Here is a 16,382-nt window from a genome sequence, read left to right as displayed (position 1 = left end):
CGAGGTCGGCATGGTGATGCGCGCCACCGCGATCGTGCGCACGAAGTCGAAGGCGTCGAGCTTCGCCGCACCCGACAGCGGCGTGCCTTCGACCTGCACCAGCATGTTGATCGGTACGCTCTCCGGGTGCACCGGCAGCGCCGCGAGCGTCGCAATCATGCCGACGCGGTCCTCCGGACCCTCGCCCATGCCGACGATGCCGCCGCAGCAGACATTGATGCCGGCGTCGCGCACATGCGCCAGCGTGTCGAGCCGGTCCTGGTAGCAGCGCGTGGTGATGATCTCGCCGTAGAATTCGGGCGAGGTGTCGAGATTGTGATTGTAGTAGTCGAGGCCGGACTGCTTGAGCCGCTCGGCCTGCGCGCCGTCGAGCATGCCGAGCGTGACGCAGGTCTCCATGCCCAATGCTTTCACGCCTTTCACCATGGCGCAGACTTTGTCGAGATCGCGGTCTTTAGGCGCCCGCCACGCCGCGCCCATGCAGAAGCGTGTCGCGCCGCCGGCCTTCGCCGCGCGCGCCTCGGCGAGCACGGCCTCGACCTCCATCAGCTTCTCGGCTTTCACACCGGTGTCGAACTTGGCCGACTGCGGACAATAGGCGCAGTCCTCGGGACAGCCGCCGGTCTTGATCGACAGCAGCGTCGAGATCTGCACCTCGGTCGGATCGAAATGCTGGCGGTGCACCATGGCCGCCTGGAAGATCAACTCGGGAAACGGCAGCGCGAACAGCGCCCGCACTTCCTCCCGCGTCCAGTCGTGGCGTGGCAGCATGGCGGCGCGCATCGGCATCTCATGAGCAAGCGTCATTCTCGGCAGGTCCTCGTATAAACGGCGGCGATCCTAGCCCAGCGGGCGTGCGCGCCAAAGCCCCGATTGTGCAAGCATTTCAGCGCATTGAGCGTCCGGTATGGCAATGCTAGGGTAGCTGAGAACCGCCACCACTAAATCGGACCCCTGCATGCGCCGACTGACCGTTTCCCTGCTTGCCCTCGCCGTTTTGACCGCCCCGGCTTTCGCCCAGGGCCGGCGACAAGCGCCGCATCAGCCGACGGCCGCGGAGCTTCAGAAGAAGAAGGACGCCGCCGAGATAGAGCGGAGGTACAAGGCGACGATCAAGGCTACGCCGGCGGCCGCAGCAAAGAGCAATGACCCGTGGGCGCTCGTGCGCGGCATGGACGGAAAGTCCGGCCAGAAATGAGTGCCTACCATATCGTGCGGATGATCGCCGTGCTCAGCGGCGCGGCGGTGTTGTTCGCCCTTGTGCAATGGCGCGGCGTCGCCCTCTATCTCGCCATCCCCGCCGGCATCGCCATCTACGCCATCCTGCTCGTCGGGCTGGGGCTACTGCTCAAGGTGGAACCGCCGCAGCGCAGGTGAGGCGCTTGGCAGGCCGCGCGCGGCGTGAGAGAAGCGCCTCATGAGCGACGACACCAACGACACCCCGCCCGACCGCCTCTCGGTCGATCCGTCCAGCCCCTGGTTCAACGCCGAGGCGCTGCAGCGCGACGTCGGCATCCGCTTCAAGGGTGCCGAGAAGAACAACGTCGAAGAGTACTGCGTCAGCGAAGGCTGGATCCGCGTACAGGCGGGCACCGCCAAGGACCGCCACGGCCGTCCGCTGACCATCAAGCTGACCGGCCCGGTCGAACCCTATTTCAAGGACAAGCCGGCCGGCTGATCCCGGTGTCAGCATGAGCGACGTCCGCGACGAGATTGCGCGCCTGGAAGAGCGCGTCGAGGCGCTGGCGGTCTCGATCGAGCGCTGCCGCAAGGTGTCGCTCGCCGCCAAGATCGCGATCCTCGTCGGCGGCGCCTGGCTGGCGCTGACGCTGCTCGCCCTCGTGACCTTCACGCCATCGCTGTTCTTTGGCGCCATCGCCGCCGCGATCGGCGGCGTCGTGCTGCTCGGCTCCAACGCCACGACCTGGAACGAGACCGCCGCCGCGCTCAAGCAGGCCGAAGCCGCGCGCATGACGTTGATCGGCAGCATCGACCTCACCGTCGTCGACGACGGCGTGAAACGGCTGCACTAGCGCCGTCACGTTCCCATGCGCAGCGGCGCGTTGAGCTTGCGCAGGAGCGCGATCACCGACAGCGCGGTGATGCGGCCGGTCTTCGGATTTTCGCTCGGCACATTTGCAATGGCCATCGAGAAGCTCGCCGAGTCGGCCTCGACCTCGATGCGATGCGTGTTGCGGTCGAGCTTGGGGTCCGCCCAGATCTCCAACGTGGTCCTGTCCGGGCCGATGCCGGCGAGCGCCAGCGCCGCCGCCACGTTGACGTTCGCCGGAAATCCCTTCGCTCCATCGCGCGCGGTGCCTTCGAAGATCTTCGTTGCTTCGGTCAGCGCCTCGAGATCGATCTTGTTGGCGACGACGTAGGGCGCGCCGAGCAGACCCTTCACCGGCTTGCGCGTGACCATGCGCACCGAAGCGATGACGCCTTCCGCCGCAGCCGTCACCGCGTCGAGTCCGATCAGCGCGCCGGTCGGCACTGCGATCTGGCCGCCGTTCTTCTTTGCGATCTCGACGAGGTCCCAGTTGGTCAGCAGTGCGCCGGCGCTGAGCACGACCGCCATCTTGCCGCGCGCGACGAACGGTTCGACGATCGAGCGCAGAATCGCCGCCGGCGCGCATTCGACGACGATGTCAGCGACGCTTTCCAACTCGGCGACCGGCAAGACTTGCGGCCTGCGCGAGAGCCGGTCGAGTTCGGGACGCGGTCTGTCCGGATTTCCCACCGCGACGGCGGTGAGCGTAAGCCCGTCGATGCCGCGGTCCAGGGCCTGCATCACCTTCAGCCCAATGGGCCCAAGCCCCGCGATGGCCACGCGCTGCGTTCGTTGTCCTGCGACCGGCATTCCCGACGTCCTTTGCTTGCTTTTGCGCCGTGCCTACTCCAGTGGAGCGCGGCGGGCAACCGGGCCCGACCACCGCTTGTGCATGCCTCCCGACTGTGGTCAAAGTCGCCGGTGCAAAAGGAGGAATTTGCAATGAAAAGAACAATTCTGGGCGTCGCGCTCGCGGCCCTGCTCGCTGTCCCGGGTATGGCTGGGGCGCAGGATTTCCCGACCCGTCCGATGACGATGGTGATCCCGTTTGCCGCGGGCGGGCCGACCGACCTGCTCGGCCGCGTGATTGCCGCCAAGATGGGCGAAATCCTGAAGCAGAACGTCATCGTCGAGAACGTCGGCGGCGCCGGCGGCCAGACCGGCTCGAAGCGCGTCGCCGAGGCCAAGCCCGACGGCTACAGCTTCGTGCTCGGCACGGTGGGCACGCATGCGCAGGGCCAGACGCTGTACAAGCACCCGCTGTATAACGCGGAGACCGACTTCACGCCGGTCGGCCTTATCGCCGAAGTTCCGATCGTGCTCATCGCCCGCAAGGACCTGCCGGCGAACAACCTCAAGGAGTTCGTCGCCTACGCCAAAGCCAACGAGGCGAAGATGCAGTTCGGCTCGGCCGGCGCCGGCTCGGCGACGCATCTCGGCTGCGTCGTGCTCAACACGGCGATGGGTACGCCGAAGATCACGCACGTCCCCTACAAGGGCACCGGCCCGGCCATGCAGGACCTGATCGCCGGCCGCATCGACTATCTGTGCGAGATCATCTCGACGGCGAAGCCGCAGATCGACGGCCACAACGTCAAGCCGATCGCTATCCTGACCAAGACGCGCTCGCCGGTCGAGAAGGACATCCCGACCAGCGCCGAGCAGGGTCTCGACGTGCAGGCCTACACCTGGAACGCGATCTTCCTGCCGAAGGGTGCGCCAGGGGCGATCGTGAAGAAGCTGAACGCGGCGATGGTCCAGGCGATGCACGATCCGGCGGTGAAGGATCGGTTGCAGAGCTTCGGCGCGCAGGTCGTCTCCGACGACCGCGCCACGCCGGCCTACCTCGCCTCGTTCGTGAAGAGCGAGATCGCGAAGTGGGCGGTGCCGATCAAGGCGAGCGGCGTCAGCGTGAACTGAGCGGCGCTTCGGTCCGAGATGAGCGGCCGGGCCGAAAGCCCGGCCGTTTTCATTTCCGGTTCCCGTTACGCGCGGAACGAAGCTGCAGGCTGCCACGTTGGCACGCCGCCAGTTTCACAGCGACGACGGCGCCGATGGACTTCCCTGCCGAGATCAAGACGACTGCGCGGCGCGTGCCGTCGGTGGTGCGCAGCACCGAAGAGGCGATCAAGCTGATCGACCGCGAGCTGCTGCCGGAAGTGAAATCGGCCTCGCGTTGGACGTTCGCGCGCGAGCTGCTGGTGGTGGCGCAGCAATCGGGCAAGAAGCGCGACCTCACGCACGCCTACCGCCAGTTTCGCCAGGCCTTGTCGAACGACAAGATGATCGACGAGCATGCCTAGCGACGGACACTCGTGAGTGCGCCCTCTCCCTTGGGGAGAGGCAGCCGCAGCAACACAGTCAAAACAAAACGGGTGATGGGTCGGACCCCTCACCCGTCATTATGCGCGGCAAGTCACTCAATGCCCTCTCCCACAAGCGGAGAGGGCATGTCGATGACCGCTGTAATGCCCTTCTACTCCGCCGCCTCCATGCGCGGCTCGGCCTTCTCGACCTTGGCGGCGCAGAATTTGAACTCCGGAATCTTCCCGAAGGGATCGAGCGCCGGATTGGTAAGCCTGTTGGCCGCCGCCTCGAAGAAGGCGAAGGGGATGAACACCACGCCATCCGGAATCGCATCGTCCTGCCGCGAGTCCAGTTCGACCGTGCCGCGCCGCGTGGACACGCGCACCATGTCGCCCGGCTTGATGCCGAGCTTGTCGATCGTGCCGCGCGACAGGGCCGCGGTCGGCGACGGCTCGATGGCATCGAGCACAGTCGCACGGCGCGTCATGGCGCCCGTGTGCCAGTGCTCCAGCATGCGGCCGGTGGTGAGGATGAACGGATAGTCGTGGTCCGGCGTCTCGTTCGGCGGCTGGAGCTTGGCCGCCACCAGCTTGCCGAAGCCGCCGGGACGCGGGAAGCCCTTGTCGAACACGACGTCGTGGCCGGGTTGATCCGGCGCGTCGGACGGATAAGTCACCGCGCTCTCGCGCTCGACGCGGTCCCAGGCGATGTTGTCGAGCGACGGCATCAGCGAGGCCATCTCGGTGTAGACGTCGCGCGGGTGCTGGTAATTCCATTTCAGCCCCATGCGGCGCGCGAGTTCCTGCGTGATCCACCAGTCGACGCGGGCGTCGCCCGGCAGTGGCAGCGCGGCGCGGCCCATCTGCACCTGACGATTGGTGTTGGTGACGGTGCCGTCCTTTTCCGGCCAGGCCGAGGCCGGCAGGATGACGTCGGCGTAGACCGCGGTCTCGGTGAGGAAGAGGTCCTGCACCACGAGATGCTCCAGATGCGCGAGCGCCTGCCGCGCGTGGTTGAGATCGGGGTCGGACATCGCCGGATTTTCGCCGAGGACGTACATGCCCTTGATCTTGTCGGCATGGACGGCGTCCATGATCTCGACGACGGTCAGGCCCTTTTTCGGATCGAGCTTGGTGCCCCACGCCTTCTCGACTGTGGCGCGAATCTCCGGGTCCTCGACCGATTTGTAGTCGGGGAAGAACATCGGGATGAGGCCGGCGTCGGAAGCGCCCTGCACGTTGTTCTGGCCGCGCAGCGGATGCAGGCCGGTGCCGGGCCGGCCGATCTGGCCGGTGATCAGCGCCAACGCGATCAGGCAACGCGCATTGTCGGTGCCGTGCGTGTGCTGCGACACGCCCATGCCCCAGAAGATGATCGCCGAATGCGCCCGCGCGTAGGTGCGCGCGACTTCGCGCAAGGTGTCGGCCTCGATGCCGCAGATCGGCGCCATCTCCTCCGGCGTGAACTCCTTGATGCTCTCGGCGAACTGCGGGAAACCCTCGACGTAGGTCTGGATGTACTGCTGGTCGTACAGCTTCTCTTCGACGATGACGTTGAGCATGGCGTTGAGCATCGCCACGTCGGCGCCGTTCCTGAACTGCATCATGCGCCAGGCATGGCGCTTGAGCGCCTGCCCCCGCGGATCCATGACGACGAGCTTGGAGCCGCGCTTGGCCGCCTGCTTGAAGAAGGTCGCCGCGACCGGATGGTTCTCGGTCGGGTTGGCGCCGATGACGATGATGACGTCGGAGTTCTTGCACTCGTTGAACGAGGCCGAGACCGCGCCGGAGCCGACACCTTCGAGCAGCGCCGCCACCGATGAGGCGTGGCAGAGGCGTGTGCAGTGGTCGACATTGTTGGTGCCGAAGCCCGTCCGCACCAGCTTTTGGAACAGGTAGGCTTCTTCGTTGGAGCACTTGGCCGAGCCGAAGCCGGCGAGCGCATTGGAGCCATCGCGGTCCCGGATGGTCTTGAGACCGGACGCGGCTTTGTCGAGCGCCTCGTCCCAGGTCGCTTCGCGGAAGTGCGTCCACGGGTTCATCGGGTCGATGAACTCGTGCGGCACCTTCGGCACGCCTTCCTTGCGGATCATCGGCTTGGTCAGCCGCTGCGGATTGTGCACGTAGTCGAAGCCGAAGCGGCCCTTGACGCAGAGGCGGTTCTCGTTCGCCGGGCCGTTGCGGCCGCTGACATACAAGAGCTTGTCGTTCTTGATGTGATAGGTCAGTTGGCAACCGACGCCGCAATAAGGGCACACCGAGTGCACCTCGCGGTCGGGAAACTGGTCGCGCACCTGGTTGTCGTTGAGCAAGGTCGCCGGCATCAGCGCGCCGGTCGGGCAGGCCTGCACGCATTCGCCGCAGCCGACGCAGGTCGACTGGCCCATCGGGTCGTCGAAGTCGAACACGATCTTCTCGGTGTAACCGCGGCCGGCCATGCCGATGACGTCATTCACCTGCACTTCGCGGCAGGCGCGGACGCAGAGATTGCACTGGATGCAGGCGTCGAGATTGACGCGCATCGCCGGATGCGACGGGTCGCGTGCCGGCACCGCCTCGCGCTCGCGCTTGGGGAAGCGGCCGTCGGATACGCCCTGGCGCTTGGCCGTCTTCCAGAATTCGGATTCCGGATCGCGCGCGACCTCGATCGCCGGCTGGTCGGTGGCGAGCAGCTCGGCCACCATCTTGCGCGCGGTCTTGGCCCGATCGGTCTGCGTCTTCACCTTCATGCCGGCCGCCGGCATGCGGATGCAGCTCGCGGCGAGCACGCGCTCGCCCTCGATCTCGACCATGCAGACGCGGCAATTGCCGTCGGCGCGATAGCCTGGCTGCGGCGAGTAGCACAGATGCGGCAGCTTGATGTCGAGGCGGCGCGCGGCGCGGAAGATCGATTCACCCTCGCGGATGTCGATCTCGCGATCGTCGATGAAGAAGGTCTTGGCCGTCGACTTGCCGCCCTCGCCGACCGACTTGTCGGCCGGCGCGGTGTGCGCGACGCCCGGCTTGCCGCCGCCGACGGCACCGTCGAGCGCTTTGCCTTTGTCGTCGTGTCCGTAGCCGACGGGCTTCCTGGTGTCGTTGCTCATCGCATCACCTCGCTCGTGTCCCGCCTGCGATGCAGCGCGAAGCGGTGCATCGCCGATCCGGAACCCCGGTATCGTCTATCAAGCGGGGTCCCGGGTCTGCAGCGCATCACCACGTGTTGCGCTGCGCCCGGGACACACCACCATAATCACCACTTCCCGAGCGGTGTCTTCAGGTCGTCCGGGAAGTATTTCAGAACGCTCATCAGCGGGTTCGGCGCCGCCTGGCCGAGACCGCAGATGGAGGCATCGCGCATCAGCGCCGCCAGCTCCGTCAGCAGGTCCACGTCCCACGGGCCGCCCTGCATCAGCTTGACCGCCTTCTCGGTGCCGACGCGGCACGGCGTGCACTGACCGCAGCTCTCGTCCTCGAAGAACTTGAGCAGATTCAGAGCGACGGCCTTCATGTCATCCTTGTCGGACAGAATGACAACCGCGTGTGACCCGACAAAGCTGCCGTATTTCTCCAGAGTTCCGAAATCGAGCGGGATGTCGGCCATCGACGCCGGCAGAATGCCGCCGGATGGACCGCCCGGGAGATAAGCCTTGAAGGTGTGACCGTCCTGCATGCCGCCGCAGAACTCGTCGATCAGCTCGCGCATGGTGATGCCGGCGGGAGCCAGCTTGACTCCGGGATTCTTGACGCGGCCGGAGACCGAGAAGCTGCGGAAACCCTTGCGCTCGTGACGGCCTTGCGAGGTCGCCCATTCCGCGCCCTTCTCGATGAGGTCGCGGATCCAGTACATCGTTTCGACGTTCTGCTCGAGCGTCGGGCGGCCGAACAGGCCGACCTGCGCGACGTAAGGCGGACGATGGCGCGGCAGACCGCGCTTGCCCTCGATCGATTCGATCATCGCCGACTCTTCGCCACAGATATAGGCGCCGGCGCCGCGGCGCAGATGCAGCCGCGTGTGCGGCGTCAGCCCTGCGCCGGCCAGTTTGTCGATCTCCTGCTCCAGCATCAGGCGGAGTTCGGGGTATTCGTCTCGGATGTAGATATAGGTGTCATGCGCCTCGACCACCCAGGCGGCGATCAGCACGCCCTCGAGGAAGCGGTGCGGGTCGCGCTCGAGATAGTAGCGATCCTTGAAGGTTCCCGGCTCGCCTTCGTCGGCGTTGACCGCGAACAGCCGCGGCGCGGGTTCCGCGCGCACCAGCGACCACTTGCGCCCCGTGGGGAAGCCGGCGCCGCCGAGGCCGCGCAGACCGCCATCGCTGACGATCTTGATCAGTTCCTCCGGCGTCCGCTTGCCGGCCAGGCAGTCCTTCAGCAGCGCATAGCCGCCGGCTTTCTGATAGCCGGCGAAATCGACTTGCGGTTTCCACACGTGCGCATGCGGATTGGCCTTCACCGCGGCGACAACCTTGTCCGGCGTGGCAGCAAGCGTCTGCACATGGCCGACCGCGACGGCGGGTGCATGGTCGCAGGCGCCCATGCACGGTGCGTGCACGACGCGAACATCCTTGCCGAGGATCTTCGGCAGCTTCTCGAGCAGCGCCTCGGCGCCGGCCATGGCGCAGGAGATCGAGTCGCACACGCGCACGGTGATCGCCGGCGGCGCGTCCTCGCCTTCCTTCACCACATCGAAGTGGGAATAGAAGGTGGCGACCTCGTAGACCTCGGCGAGCGCCATCTTCATCTCGGCGGCGAGCGCCACGAGATGCGCGGCGGAGATGTGGTGATAGTGGTCCTGGATGAGATGCAGATGCTCGATGAGCAGGTCGCGGCGACGCGACCGGTCGGTCAGTAGCGCGCGCACTTCCTCCAGCGCGACCGGATCGACCTGGCGACCTTTGGGCGTGCGCGGTGGCCGGCGGCGACCCTTACGCGTGATATCCGGGGCTTGGACGTTGGTGACTGGCACGCTCATAACTCCCTCCGCAGACACTAGAAAAAGCCTCGGAACGCCGGACGCAAGGGGCTGCGGCGAATTAGACAATAGCTATTTTCTATCAAGCGTCCTTGTCAGCTATGGTATTCCAGATTAACCTTCCTGCACATCAGAGTTCTATGTGGAATATACTTCGATTTACTCACATTCCCGTAATTAGTGCATGAATACACCTATGGTTAGGCTGTGATCGATAAGCTTGAGTTCCTTCTCGCCCTCGCGCGGGAAAAACACTTTGGCCGCGCAGCGGAAGCATGTGGCGTCACTCAGCCGACGCTCTCGGCCGGCGTGAAGCAGATCGAGGATTCGTTCGGCGTGCTGCTGGTCAATCGGGGCTCCCGGTTCCAGGGTTTCACGCCCGAAGGCGAACGGGTGCTCGAATGGGCGCGGCGGATTGTCGGCGACACCCAGGCCATGCGGCAGGAGGTGCATGCGCTGCGACACGGCCTTGCCGGCCGGCTGCGCCTCGCCGTGATCCCGACCGCCCTGGCCATGGTGGAAACGCTCACCACGCCCTATCGGGCCAAGCATCCGGCCGTTCAGTTCACGGTGTTTTCGCGCACCTCGATCGAAATCCTCGACGAGATCGAAAATCTCGAAGCCGATGCCGGCCTGACTTATCTCGACAACGAGCCGCTCGGCCGCGTCAACGCGATCCCGTTCTACCGCGAGCGTTACCGCCTGCTCGTCGCCGCGGACGCGCCGCTCGCCGAGCGCGAGGAGGTCTCCTGGTCGGAGGTGGCGCAGGTGCCACTCTGCCTGCTGACCCCCGACATGCAGAACCGGCGCATCATCGAGCGACTGCTGCGCGAGACCGGCGCCGAACCGAACATCACGCTGGAGTCGGATTCGATGATCCTGCTCTATTCGCACGTGCGCACCGGCCGCTGGGCGAGCGTGATGCCGGCGCATCTGGCCGCTTCGCTCGGCCTCACCGAGACCAATAATTTGCGTGCGATCCCGATCGTCGGTCCCGAGGCGAGCCTGACCATCGGCCTCGTTTTCCCGCTGCGCGAGCCGTCGACGCCGCTGGTCGCGGCGCTGGTCGCCGAGGCGCGCCGCGTCGCGCCACTGCTCGCTGATTAGTCAGCTGCCCGCCGATTAGCCGAAAGGATGAGGGATAATGTCGCTGCCGCTACGACTGCAGCCCAGCGGACACTATGACGTTGCACATCGTCGCTCTTTTTTGGATTGGTCGATCATCAAATTGATAATGCTGGATAATTTCAGATAGTTTGTGCACTTCGCAATATGACATGACCATAGCTTTTCGCAATTGCAGCATCGAAATTTTCTATCGCAGCATAGGATGATCTTTATTGATTCGATATTTCGCCGTCCGCAGTCTGCATGGTGGGGACGTAGGGCGCGCTGAACAGGCAAACTCCGCTGTCCGTCCAAGAACATAAGGGCCGCCGGAACGGCCGGCCCTCGAACAGGGGAGACCCGCTCACATGCTCTCATTCCTCGATCGCAGTCATACGATTGCGAAACCCGGTTACAGCCGATGGATGGTGCCGCCAGCGGCGCTCTGCGTCCATCTATGCATCGGGCAGGCTTACGCCTTCAGCGTCTTCAACCTGCCGATGACGAGGCTCCTCGGCCACGCGCAGTCGGGACCCGGCGACTGGAAGCTGACCGAACTCGGCTGGATCTTCTCGCTCGCCATCTTCTTTCTTGGCGTGTCCTCGGCCGTGTTCGGCCGCTGGGTCGAGGAAGGCGGCCCGCGCCGCGCGATGTTCACCGCCGCCCTGTGCTGGGCCGGCGGCTTCTTCGTGTCCGCGATCGGCGTCTACGTCCATAACCTGTGGCTGATCTATCTCGGTTACGGCGTCCTTGGCGGCATCGCGCTCGGCATCGGCTACATCTCGCCGGTCTCGACGCTGATCAAATGGTTCCCCGATCGCCCCGGCATGGCGACCGGCATGGCCATCATGGGCTTCGGCGGCGGCGCCTTTATCGCCTCCCCGCTCTCGGTGTGGCTGATGTCGAAGTTCTCGTCCGCGACGCATGTCGGCGTTGCCGAGACCTTCATCGTTCTCGGCATCGTGTACTTCTTCTTCATGATCGTCGGCTCGATCATCGTACGCGTGCCGGCGCCGGGCTGGAAGCCGGCAGGCTATGTCGCACCGACGCAATCGGTGGGACTGATCACCAGGAACGATGTCTTCGTCTACGACGCGCTGAAGACGCCGCAGTTCTGGCTGATCTGGTGGGTGCTCTGCCTGAACGTGACCGCCGGCATCGGCGTGCTCGGCCAGGCCTCCGCCATGAGCCAGGAAATGTTCCCCGGCCACATCACGCCTGTCGCAGCCGCTGGCTTCGTCGGCCTGATGAGCTTGTTCAATATGGGCGGCCGCTTCTTCTGGGCCACCACGTCGGACTATATCGGCCGCCGCAACACCTACTTCGTGTTCATGGTGCTCGGCTTCCTGCTGTACTGCACCGTGCCGCACACCGGCGCGATCGGCAGCGTCGCCGGATTCGTGGTCTGCTTCCTGATCATCATCTCGATGTACGGCGGTGGCTTCTCGACGGTGCCCGCGTATCTGCGTGACATGTATGGCACGCGCTACGTCGGCGCCATCCACGGCCTGCTGCTCACCGCCTGGTCGGCGGCGGGCATCTTCGGCCCGGTGATCGTCAACTACCTGCGTGAATACAACATCACGCACGGCGTGCCGAAGGCGCAAGCCTACAACAACACCATGTACATCATGGCCGGGTTGCTGGTGATCGGCTTCATCTGCAACTTCCTTGTCAAAGCCGTCGACGCCCGCTGGCACATGGCGGCGGACGACACGCGTGGCAAAGAACCGGTCGGCGCCTAAAGGGAGGAACGAACCATGTCATCCATCGACACCGAAGAAACCACGACCCTGCAGCTTCTGCTGGCCTGGGGCTTCGTCGGCATCCCGCTCGCTTGGGGCGTGATCCAGACGCTGATCAACTCGATGAAGCTGTTCCAGTAATCGCGAACGGCTGAAGCAACGCGCCGCTCCCGGTGACGGGGGCGGCGCTTTGTTTTGGGCTGCGCCTCAGGCGGCCGCGTGCAGGATATCCGCCGTCGTCTCCGGCATATCAAGCATCACGTGATGACCGCAGGCGAGCGCATGCGCGGTCCAGCCCGGATCGTCTCTGACGCGGTCATAGAACGGCTTGAACGGGCTCTCGCGCGGCAGCACCCTGCCGTGCACATACACGCGCTTGCGGACCGTCTCATGCGCGCCGGTAAGCGTGAGACGTTCCGCCATCGCGGCCAGCGGAAACGGTGTCGCCAGCATGTCGACGCGCGCGGCGTCCGCGGCGTTGACGTTGAAGAACGACGCCGGAGGCGCCGGCACTGCTATGCCGCCGCAGTTGCCCGCGCTGGCCACAAAGCGTTGCGTATTGGCGGGAATGTTGATGTCGAACAGCGACTGGCCGTTCTCGGGCAGGAAGGCGTCGAGGTAGACCAGCGCCGACACGCGCGCGGCGATGCGGTCGGCGACGCCGGTGACCACCATGCCGCCGTAGGAGTGACCGGCCAGAACAACGTCGCCGAGCCCCTCGTAGTGAAACACGTTGGCGACGTCGGCGACGTGCGTCGTCAGGTTGACGCTCGCCGACAACAAGTGTGCACGCTCGCCCTGGCCGGTCAATGTCGGCGTGAACACCGTGTGGCCGCGCGCCCGCAACAGCGCCGCAACCTTGGCGTAGCACCAGCCGCCGGACCAGGCGCCGTGCACCAGAACGAACGTGGCCATTACCTTCCCTCCGCGCGCACCAGGCTTGCTTCGCCCGCTCTATGCCTTGGAGATAATGCGCTCGGCGTCTCAATGTCGACCCAGCGTACGATCGTCAAGATCTCGACGACGGCGTTCCGGAATGAACGTGAGGTCCATGACGCCGCGTCCTTCTGGGATGAAGCGGCGTGCGGTCTAGCGGAAATTGCGGCGTGGGGAAATGCGCCACCTCAGGCGGCGGCGGAACCCGATGCCGGCTCCCGCACATCCGCCTGCGCGCGCTGCTGCTGCTGCACCCGCTCCTGGAAACGGACGATGCTGCGCGCCGTCGCCGTGCTCAACTTCCTGAAGCGCTCGAAGCTGCGCGTGATGTCGTCCGGCGTGAGCTTGCGGTCGGCCGCGTACATCGTCAGCATCTCGCGCGTCGTCGTCCACGAGCAGCCGGCTGCCTTGGCGAACAGGATCAGCATGTCGTCGCCCTCGTCGATCAGCGCGCGTTCGACAAGCGCCACCGGAAAGCGGCCGAGCCGCGCCAGCGCCACCACGGTCTTCTCGAACTCCTGCGCCCGCGCCGGTGCATGCACGCTCGCTTCCGACACCGCCTTGACGCGGAATCGGGTACGGGCCTCGCGCTCGGCGGTGGCGTAGGCGTCGGAGGCGGCGCGCGCCTCGTGCTGCATGACGGTGGCGACGTCGTCGACCGTATCGCGCACGGCCTCGGCGGCGTGCGGATTTTCAACCTCGAGCCGCGCGCGCACCGACGCGGACGCGGCCTCGAGCAGCTTGAGGAAGCACACGCGCGGCAGATCGTCGCGGCGACCCAGCGCGAGCGTGAGCTTGGAATCGCGACGGGCACGCACGGTCAGCTTGCCGTAGCCGGCGAGCGAGAAACGGGCGCCGCGATTGCGCACGACCTTGTTGACGACGCGGCGGTCGCCGCGCTCGACCAGGACGTCCGTGACCGCCTCGCTCAGCTTCAGCCGCTCGGCGATGGCCATCAGATGCGCCTGGCTCTTGGTGGTCGCATTCTCCACAAGATCGGCTTCGGAGAGCTGCGACGAATGCGTCAGCACCGGTCCGGCCACCTCGATGGCATCGTCGAAGGCGAGCGAGCGGATGACCTTGGGCGGCGCGTCTTGCGTGCGCGCAAGGCGGCGCGCGAGCTCGGCGCGCGCTTCGACCTCGATATCGATGGCGAGCCCCTGCAGCACGTCGTCGAATACGGCGATCTGCTCGCCCGAATAGCTGCGCGATCCGGCCGCGAACAGATCGGTGATGCGCAACAGGATCCGCAGACGACGCTTCACATCGCCGGCGGCGATGGCCTCGTTCAGTTCATCGAGCAGAGAGGACGGAGCGGCGAGCGACGAAATATCGCAGGAATGGGCAAATTCGGGCATTGGGTTCGGACCGGGTACTGACATGTTGAACGCAAGGCCTCCTTGCTAGCATGGAGATGCAAAAGGCTCGTTCATCTCGGAACCCGAAAACTGCCGCAATTTCGAAACACCGCGTTTACCAAATGAAAAAGGCCCGCCTTATGGCGGGCCTTTTGCGTCTCGCGGGTCGGGCCGGATCAGAACAGGCCGACGATCTTGCCATCCTTGACGTCGATGGCGTCGGCCGACGGCGTTTTCGGCAGGCCCGGCATGGTCATGATCTCACCGCAGATCGCCACGACGAATTCGGCGCCGGCCGAGAGGCGCACCTCGCGGACCGGGATCGAGAAGCCGGTCGGCGCGCCCTTGGCGTCGGGGTTGGTCGAGAACGAGTACTGCGTCTTGGCGATGCAGACCGGAAGCTTGCCGAAGCCCATCTCTTCCCAGGTCTTGAGCTGATCCTTGACCGACTTGTCGGCGGTGGCGTCGTCGGCGCGGTAGAGCTCCTTGACGATCGTGCGCACCTTCTCGAACAGCGGCATGTCGTCCGGATAGAGGAGCTTCAGGTTCGCCTTGCCCTCGTCGCAGATCTTGACCACGGCCTTGGCGACGCCGGCGGCGCCCTCGCCGCCCATCGCCCAGTGGTCGGCCATCAACGCTTCGACGCCGAGCGCCTTGCACTTCTCCTTGACCAGCGCGACCTCGGCCTCGGTATCGGCCGAGAAGCGGTTGATCGAGACCACCGCCGGCAGGCCGAACTTTTTCACGTTCTCGATGTGCCGCTGCAGGTTGGACATGCCCGCCTCGAGCGCCTTCAGGTCTTCCTTCTTGAGGTCTTCCTTCTTGACGCCGCCGTGCATCTTCAGCGCGCGGATGGTAGCGACGACAACCACGCAGTCGGGCTTGAGACCCGCCTTGCGGCACTTGATGTCGAGGAACTTCTCCATGCCGAGGTCGGCGCCGAAGCCGGCTTCCGTCACGACATAGTCGGCGAGCTTGAGCGCGGTGGTGGTGGCGACCACCGAGTTGCAGCCGTGCGCGATGTTGGCGAAGGGACCGCCATGGATGAAGGCCGGCGTGCCCTCGAGCGTCTGCACCAGGTTCGGCGCGATCGCCTCCTTCAGGAGCGCGGTCATGGCGCCGTGCGCGTTGAGGTCCTTCGCGCGGATCGGCTTACGATCGCGCGTATAGGCGACGATGATGTTGCCGAGCCGCTCCTTGAGATCGTCGAGGTTCTTGGCGAGGCAGAAGATCGCCATGACTTCGGAGGCGACGGTGATGTCGAAGCCGGCTTCGCGCGGATAGCCGTTGGCGACGCCGCCGAGCGAGCAAACGATCTCGCGCAGGGCGCGGTCGTTCATGTCCATGACGCGTCGCCACACGACCCGGCGCGAGTCGATGCCGAGCGCGTTGCCCCAGTAGATGTGGTTGTCGATCAGCGCCGACAGCAGGTTGTGGGCCGAGGTAATGGCGTGGAAGTCGCCGGTGAAGTGGAGGTTGATGTCCTCCATCGGAATCACCTGCGCATAGCCGCCGCCGGCGGCGCCGCCCTTCATGCCGAACGACGGACCGAGCGACGGTTCGCGCAGCGCGCACATCGCCTTCTTGCCGATGTGGTTGAGCGCGTCGGTCAAGCCTACGGTGGTGGTGGTCTTGCCCTCGCCCGCCGGCGTCGGCGAGATCGCGGTGACCAGGATCAGCTTGCCGTTCGGCTTCGACTGCAGCGACTTGATGTATTCCATCGACACCTTGGCCTTGTAGTGGCCATAGGGCTCGAGGTTTTCCGCCGCGATGCCGAGCTTGTCCCTGGCGACGTCGAGGATCGGCCGCTTCTTGGCCGACTGGGAGATTTCAATATCGGACTTGGGGTTCTGATGTTGCGAGGCGGGCATGGGGATATCCGTTTAAATTGAGTTGTGACAAAGACGTGGATGCCCGAGGCCGGGC

The 16,382-nt window shown here is 65.3% G+C and carries 16 protein-coding genes; 9 read left to right on the top strand and 7 right to left on the bottom strand.

The annotated features are described in order from the left end of the window. A partial coding sequence (gene bioB / locus VGV41_RS01005) for a biotin synthase BioB (protein WP_326861782.1) occupies nucleotides 1-807 on the bottom strand: 807 nt, incomplete at its 3' end. Between the two features lie 151 nt (nucleotides 808-958). Here bioB and VGV41_RS01000 point away from each other — a divergent pair. The 4 genes from VGV41_RS01000 to VGV41_RS00985 are packed head-to-tail and all read left to right on the top strand — an operon-like array spanning nucleotide 959 to nucleotide 2,033. Next, nucleotides 959-1,198 carry a hypothetical protein gene (locus tag VGV41_RS01000; RefSeq protein WP_326861781.1) on the top strand — a complete coding sequence of 80 codons (240 nt, stop codon included), beginning with the start codon at nucleotides 959-961 and terminating at the stop codon, nucleotides 1,196-1,198. Then, a complete protein-coding gene (locus tag VGV41_RS00995; RefSeq protein ID WP_326861780.1) occupies nucleotides 1,195-1,377 on the top strand; it encodes a hypothetical protein in 183 nt (60 codons plus the stop codon). Before VGV41_RS01000 ends, VGV41_RS00995 begins: the two co-directional genes overlap by 4 nt. 40 nt (nucleotides 1,378-1,417) lie before the next feature. Further along, nucleotides 1,418-1,678, top strand: coding sequence for a DUF3297 family protein (locus VGV41_RS00990; RefSeq protein WP_326861779.1), 261 nt, complete (start codon nucleotides 1,418-1,420; stop codon nucleotides 1,676-1,678). 13 nt (nucleotides 1,679-1,691) lie between these two features. Continuing rightward, the gene (locus VGV41_RS00985; protein WP_326861778.1) at nucleotides 1,692-2,033 is read left to right on the top strand and encodes a hypothetical protein; all 342 of its coding nucleotides are present in this window, start codon (nucleotides 1,692-1,694) and stop codon (nucleotides 2,031-2,033) included. Nucleotides 2,034-2,038: 5 nt separating this feature from the next. Here VGV41_RS00985 and VGV41_RS00980 read toward each other — a convergent pair whose 3' ends face one another. Further along, on the bottom strand, nucleotides 2,039-2,860 hold the full coding sequence (locus VGV41_RS00980; RefSeq protein ID WP_326861777.1) for an aspartate dehydrogenase: 822 nt from the start codon (nucleotides 2,858-2,860) through the stop codon (nucleotides 2,039-2,041). 132 nt (nucleotides 2,861-2,992) lie between these two features. On the opposite strand from VGV41_RS00980, the gene VGV41_RS00975 reads away from it, so the two are divergent. Both VGV41_RS00975 and VGV41_RS00970 read left to right on the top strand, forming a co-directional pair. Further along, nucleotides 2,993-3,970 (top strand): Bug family tripartite tricarboxylate transporter substrate binding protein, encoded by a 978-nt coding sequence (locus VGV41_RS00975; protein WP_326861776.1) that lies wholly within the window; start codon nucleotides 2,993-2,995, stop codon nucleotides 3,968-3,970. A 134-nt stretch (nucleotides 3,971-4,104) separates the two neighbouring features. Beyond that, on the top strand, nucleotides 4,105-4,353 hold the full coding sequence (locus VGV41_RS00970) for a hypothetical protein (RefSeq protein WP_326861775.1): 249 nt from the start codon (nucleotides 4,105-4,107) through the stop codon (nucleotides 4,351-4,353). 173 nt (nucleotides 4,354-4,526) lie between these two features. On the opposite strand, the gene fdhF is transcribed toward VGV41_RS00970, so the two are convergent. Together fdhF and VGV41_RS00960 are read right to left on the bottom strand one after the other, a co-directional pair. Next, nucleotides 4,527-7,442 carry a formate dehydrogenase subunit alpha gene (gene fdhF / locus VGV41_RS00965; RefSeq protein WP_326861774.1) on the bottom strand — a complete coding sequence of 972 codons (2,916 nt, stop codon included), beginning with the start codon at nucleotides 7,440-7,442 and terminating at the stop codon, nucleotides 4,527-4,529. Between the two features lie 146 nt (nucleotides 7,443-7,588). Then, entirely contained in the window at nucleotides 7,589-9,310 is a 1,722-nt protein-coding gene (locus VGV41_RS00960) for an NAD(P)H-dependent oxidoreductase subunit E (RefSeq protein ID WP_326861773.1), read from the bottom strand. 207 nt (nucleotides 9,311-9,517) lie between these two features. On the opposite strand from VGV41_RS00960, the gene VGV41_RS00955 reads away from it, so the two are divergent. The 3 genes from VGV41_RS00955 to VGV41_RS00945 all read left to right on the top strand — a co-directional run bounded on the left by VGV41_RS00955 (nucleotide 9,518) and on the right by VGV41_RS00945 (nucleotide 12,303). Further along, nucleotides 9,518-10,417, top strand: coding sequence for a LysR family transcriptional regulator (locus VGV41_RS00955; RefSeq protein WP_326861772.1), 900 nt, complete (start codon nucleotides 9,518-9,520; stop codon nucleotides 10,415-10,417). A 368-nt stretch (nucleotides 10,418-10,785) separates the two neighbouring features. After that, nucleotides 10,786-12,162, top strand: coding sequence for an L-lactate MFS transporter (locus tag VGV41_RS00950; RefSeq protein ID WP_326861771.1), 1,377 nt, complete (start codon nucleotides 10,786-10,788; stop codon nucleotides 12,160-12,162). 15 nt (nucleotides 12,163-12,177) lie between these two features. Further along, entirely contained in the window at nucleotides 12,178-12,303 is a 126-nt protein-coding gene (locus VGV41_RS00945) for an MFS transporter small subunit (protein WP_326861770.1), read from the top strand. 66 nt (nucleotides 12,304-12,369) lie between these two features. Here VGV41_RS00945 and VGV41_RS00940 read toward each other — a convergent pair whose 3' ends face one another. The 3 genes from VGV41_RS00940 to VGV41_RS00930 all read right to left on the bottom strand — a co-directional run bounded on the left by VGV41_RS00940 (nucleotide 12,370) and on the right by VGV41_RS00930 (nucleotide 16,327). Beyond that, complete coding sequence (locus VGV41_RS00940; RefSeq protein ID WP_326861769.1) at nucleotides 12,370-13,077, bottom strand: alpha/beta hydrolase family protein; 708 nt, start codon at nucleotides 13,075-13,077, stop codon at nucleotides 12,370-12,372. 209 nt (nucleotides 13,078-13,286) lie between these two features. Beyond that, nucleotides 13,287-14,456, bottom strand: a complete 1,170-nt coding sequence (locus tag VGV41_RS00935; RefSeq protein ID WP_326861768.1) for a DUF2336 domain-containing protein — start codon at nucleotides 14,454-14,456, stop codon at nucleotides 13,287-13,289. Nucleotides 14,457-14,632: 176 nt separating this feature from the next. Beyond that, entirely contained in the window at nucleotides 14,633-16,327 is a 1,695-nt protein-coding gene (locus VGV41_RS00930) for a formate--tetrahydrofolate ligase (RefSeq protein WP_326861767.1), read from the bottom strand. Between the last annotated feature and the right edge of the window lie 55 nt (nucleotides 16,328-16,382).

The organism is Pseudolabrys sp. (genome assembly GCF_035943735.1).
GTDB lineage: Bacteria > Pseudomonadota > Alphaproteobacteria > Rhizobiales > Xanthobacteraceae > Pseudolabrys.
Note: the sequence above shows the minus strand (reverse complement) of the source record. Positions and strands in the feature narration are given on the sequence as shown.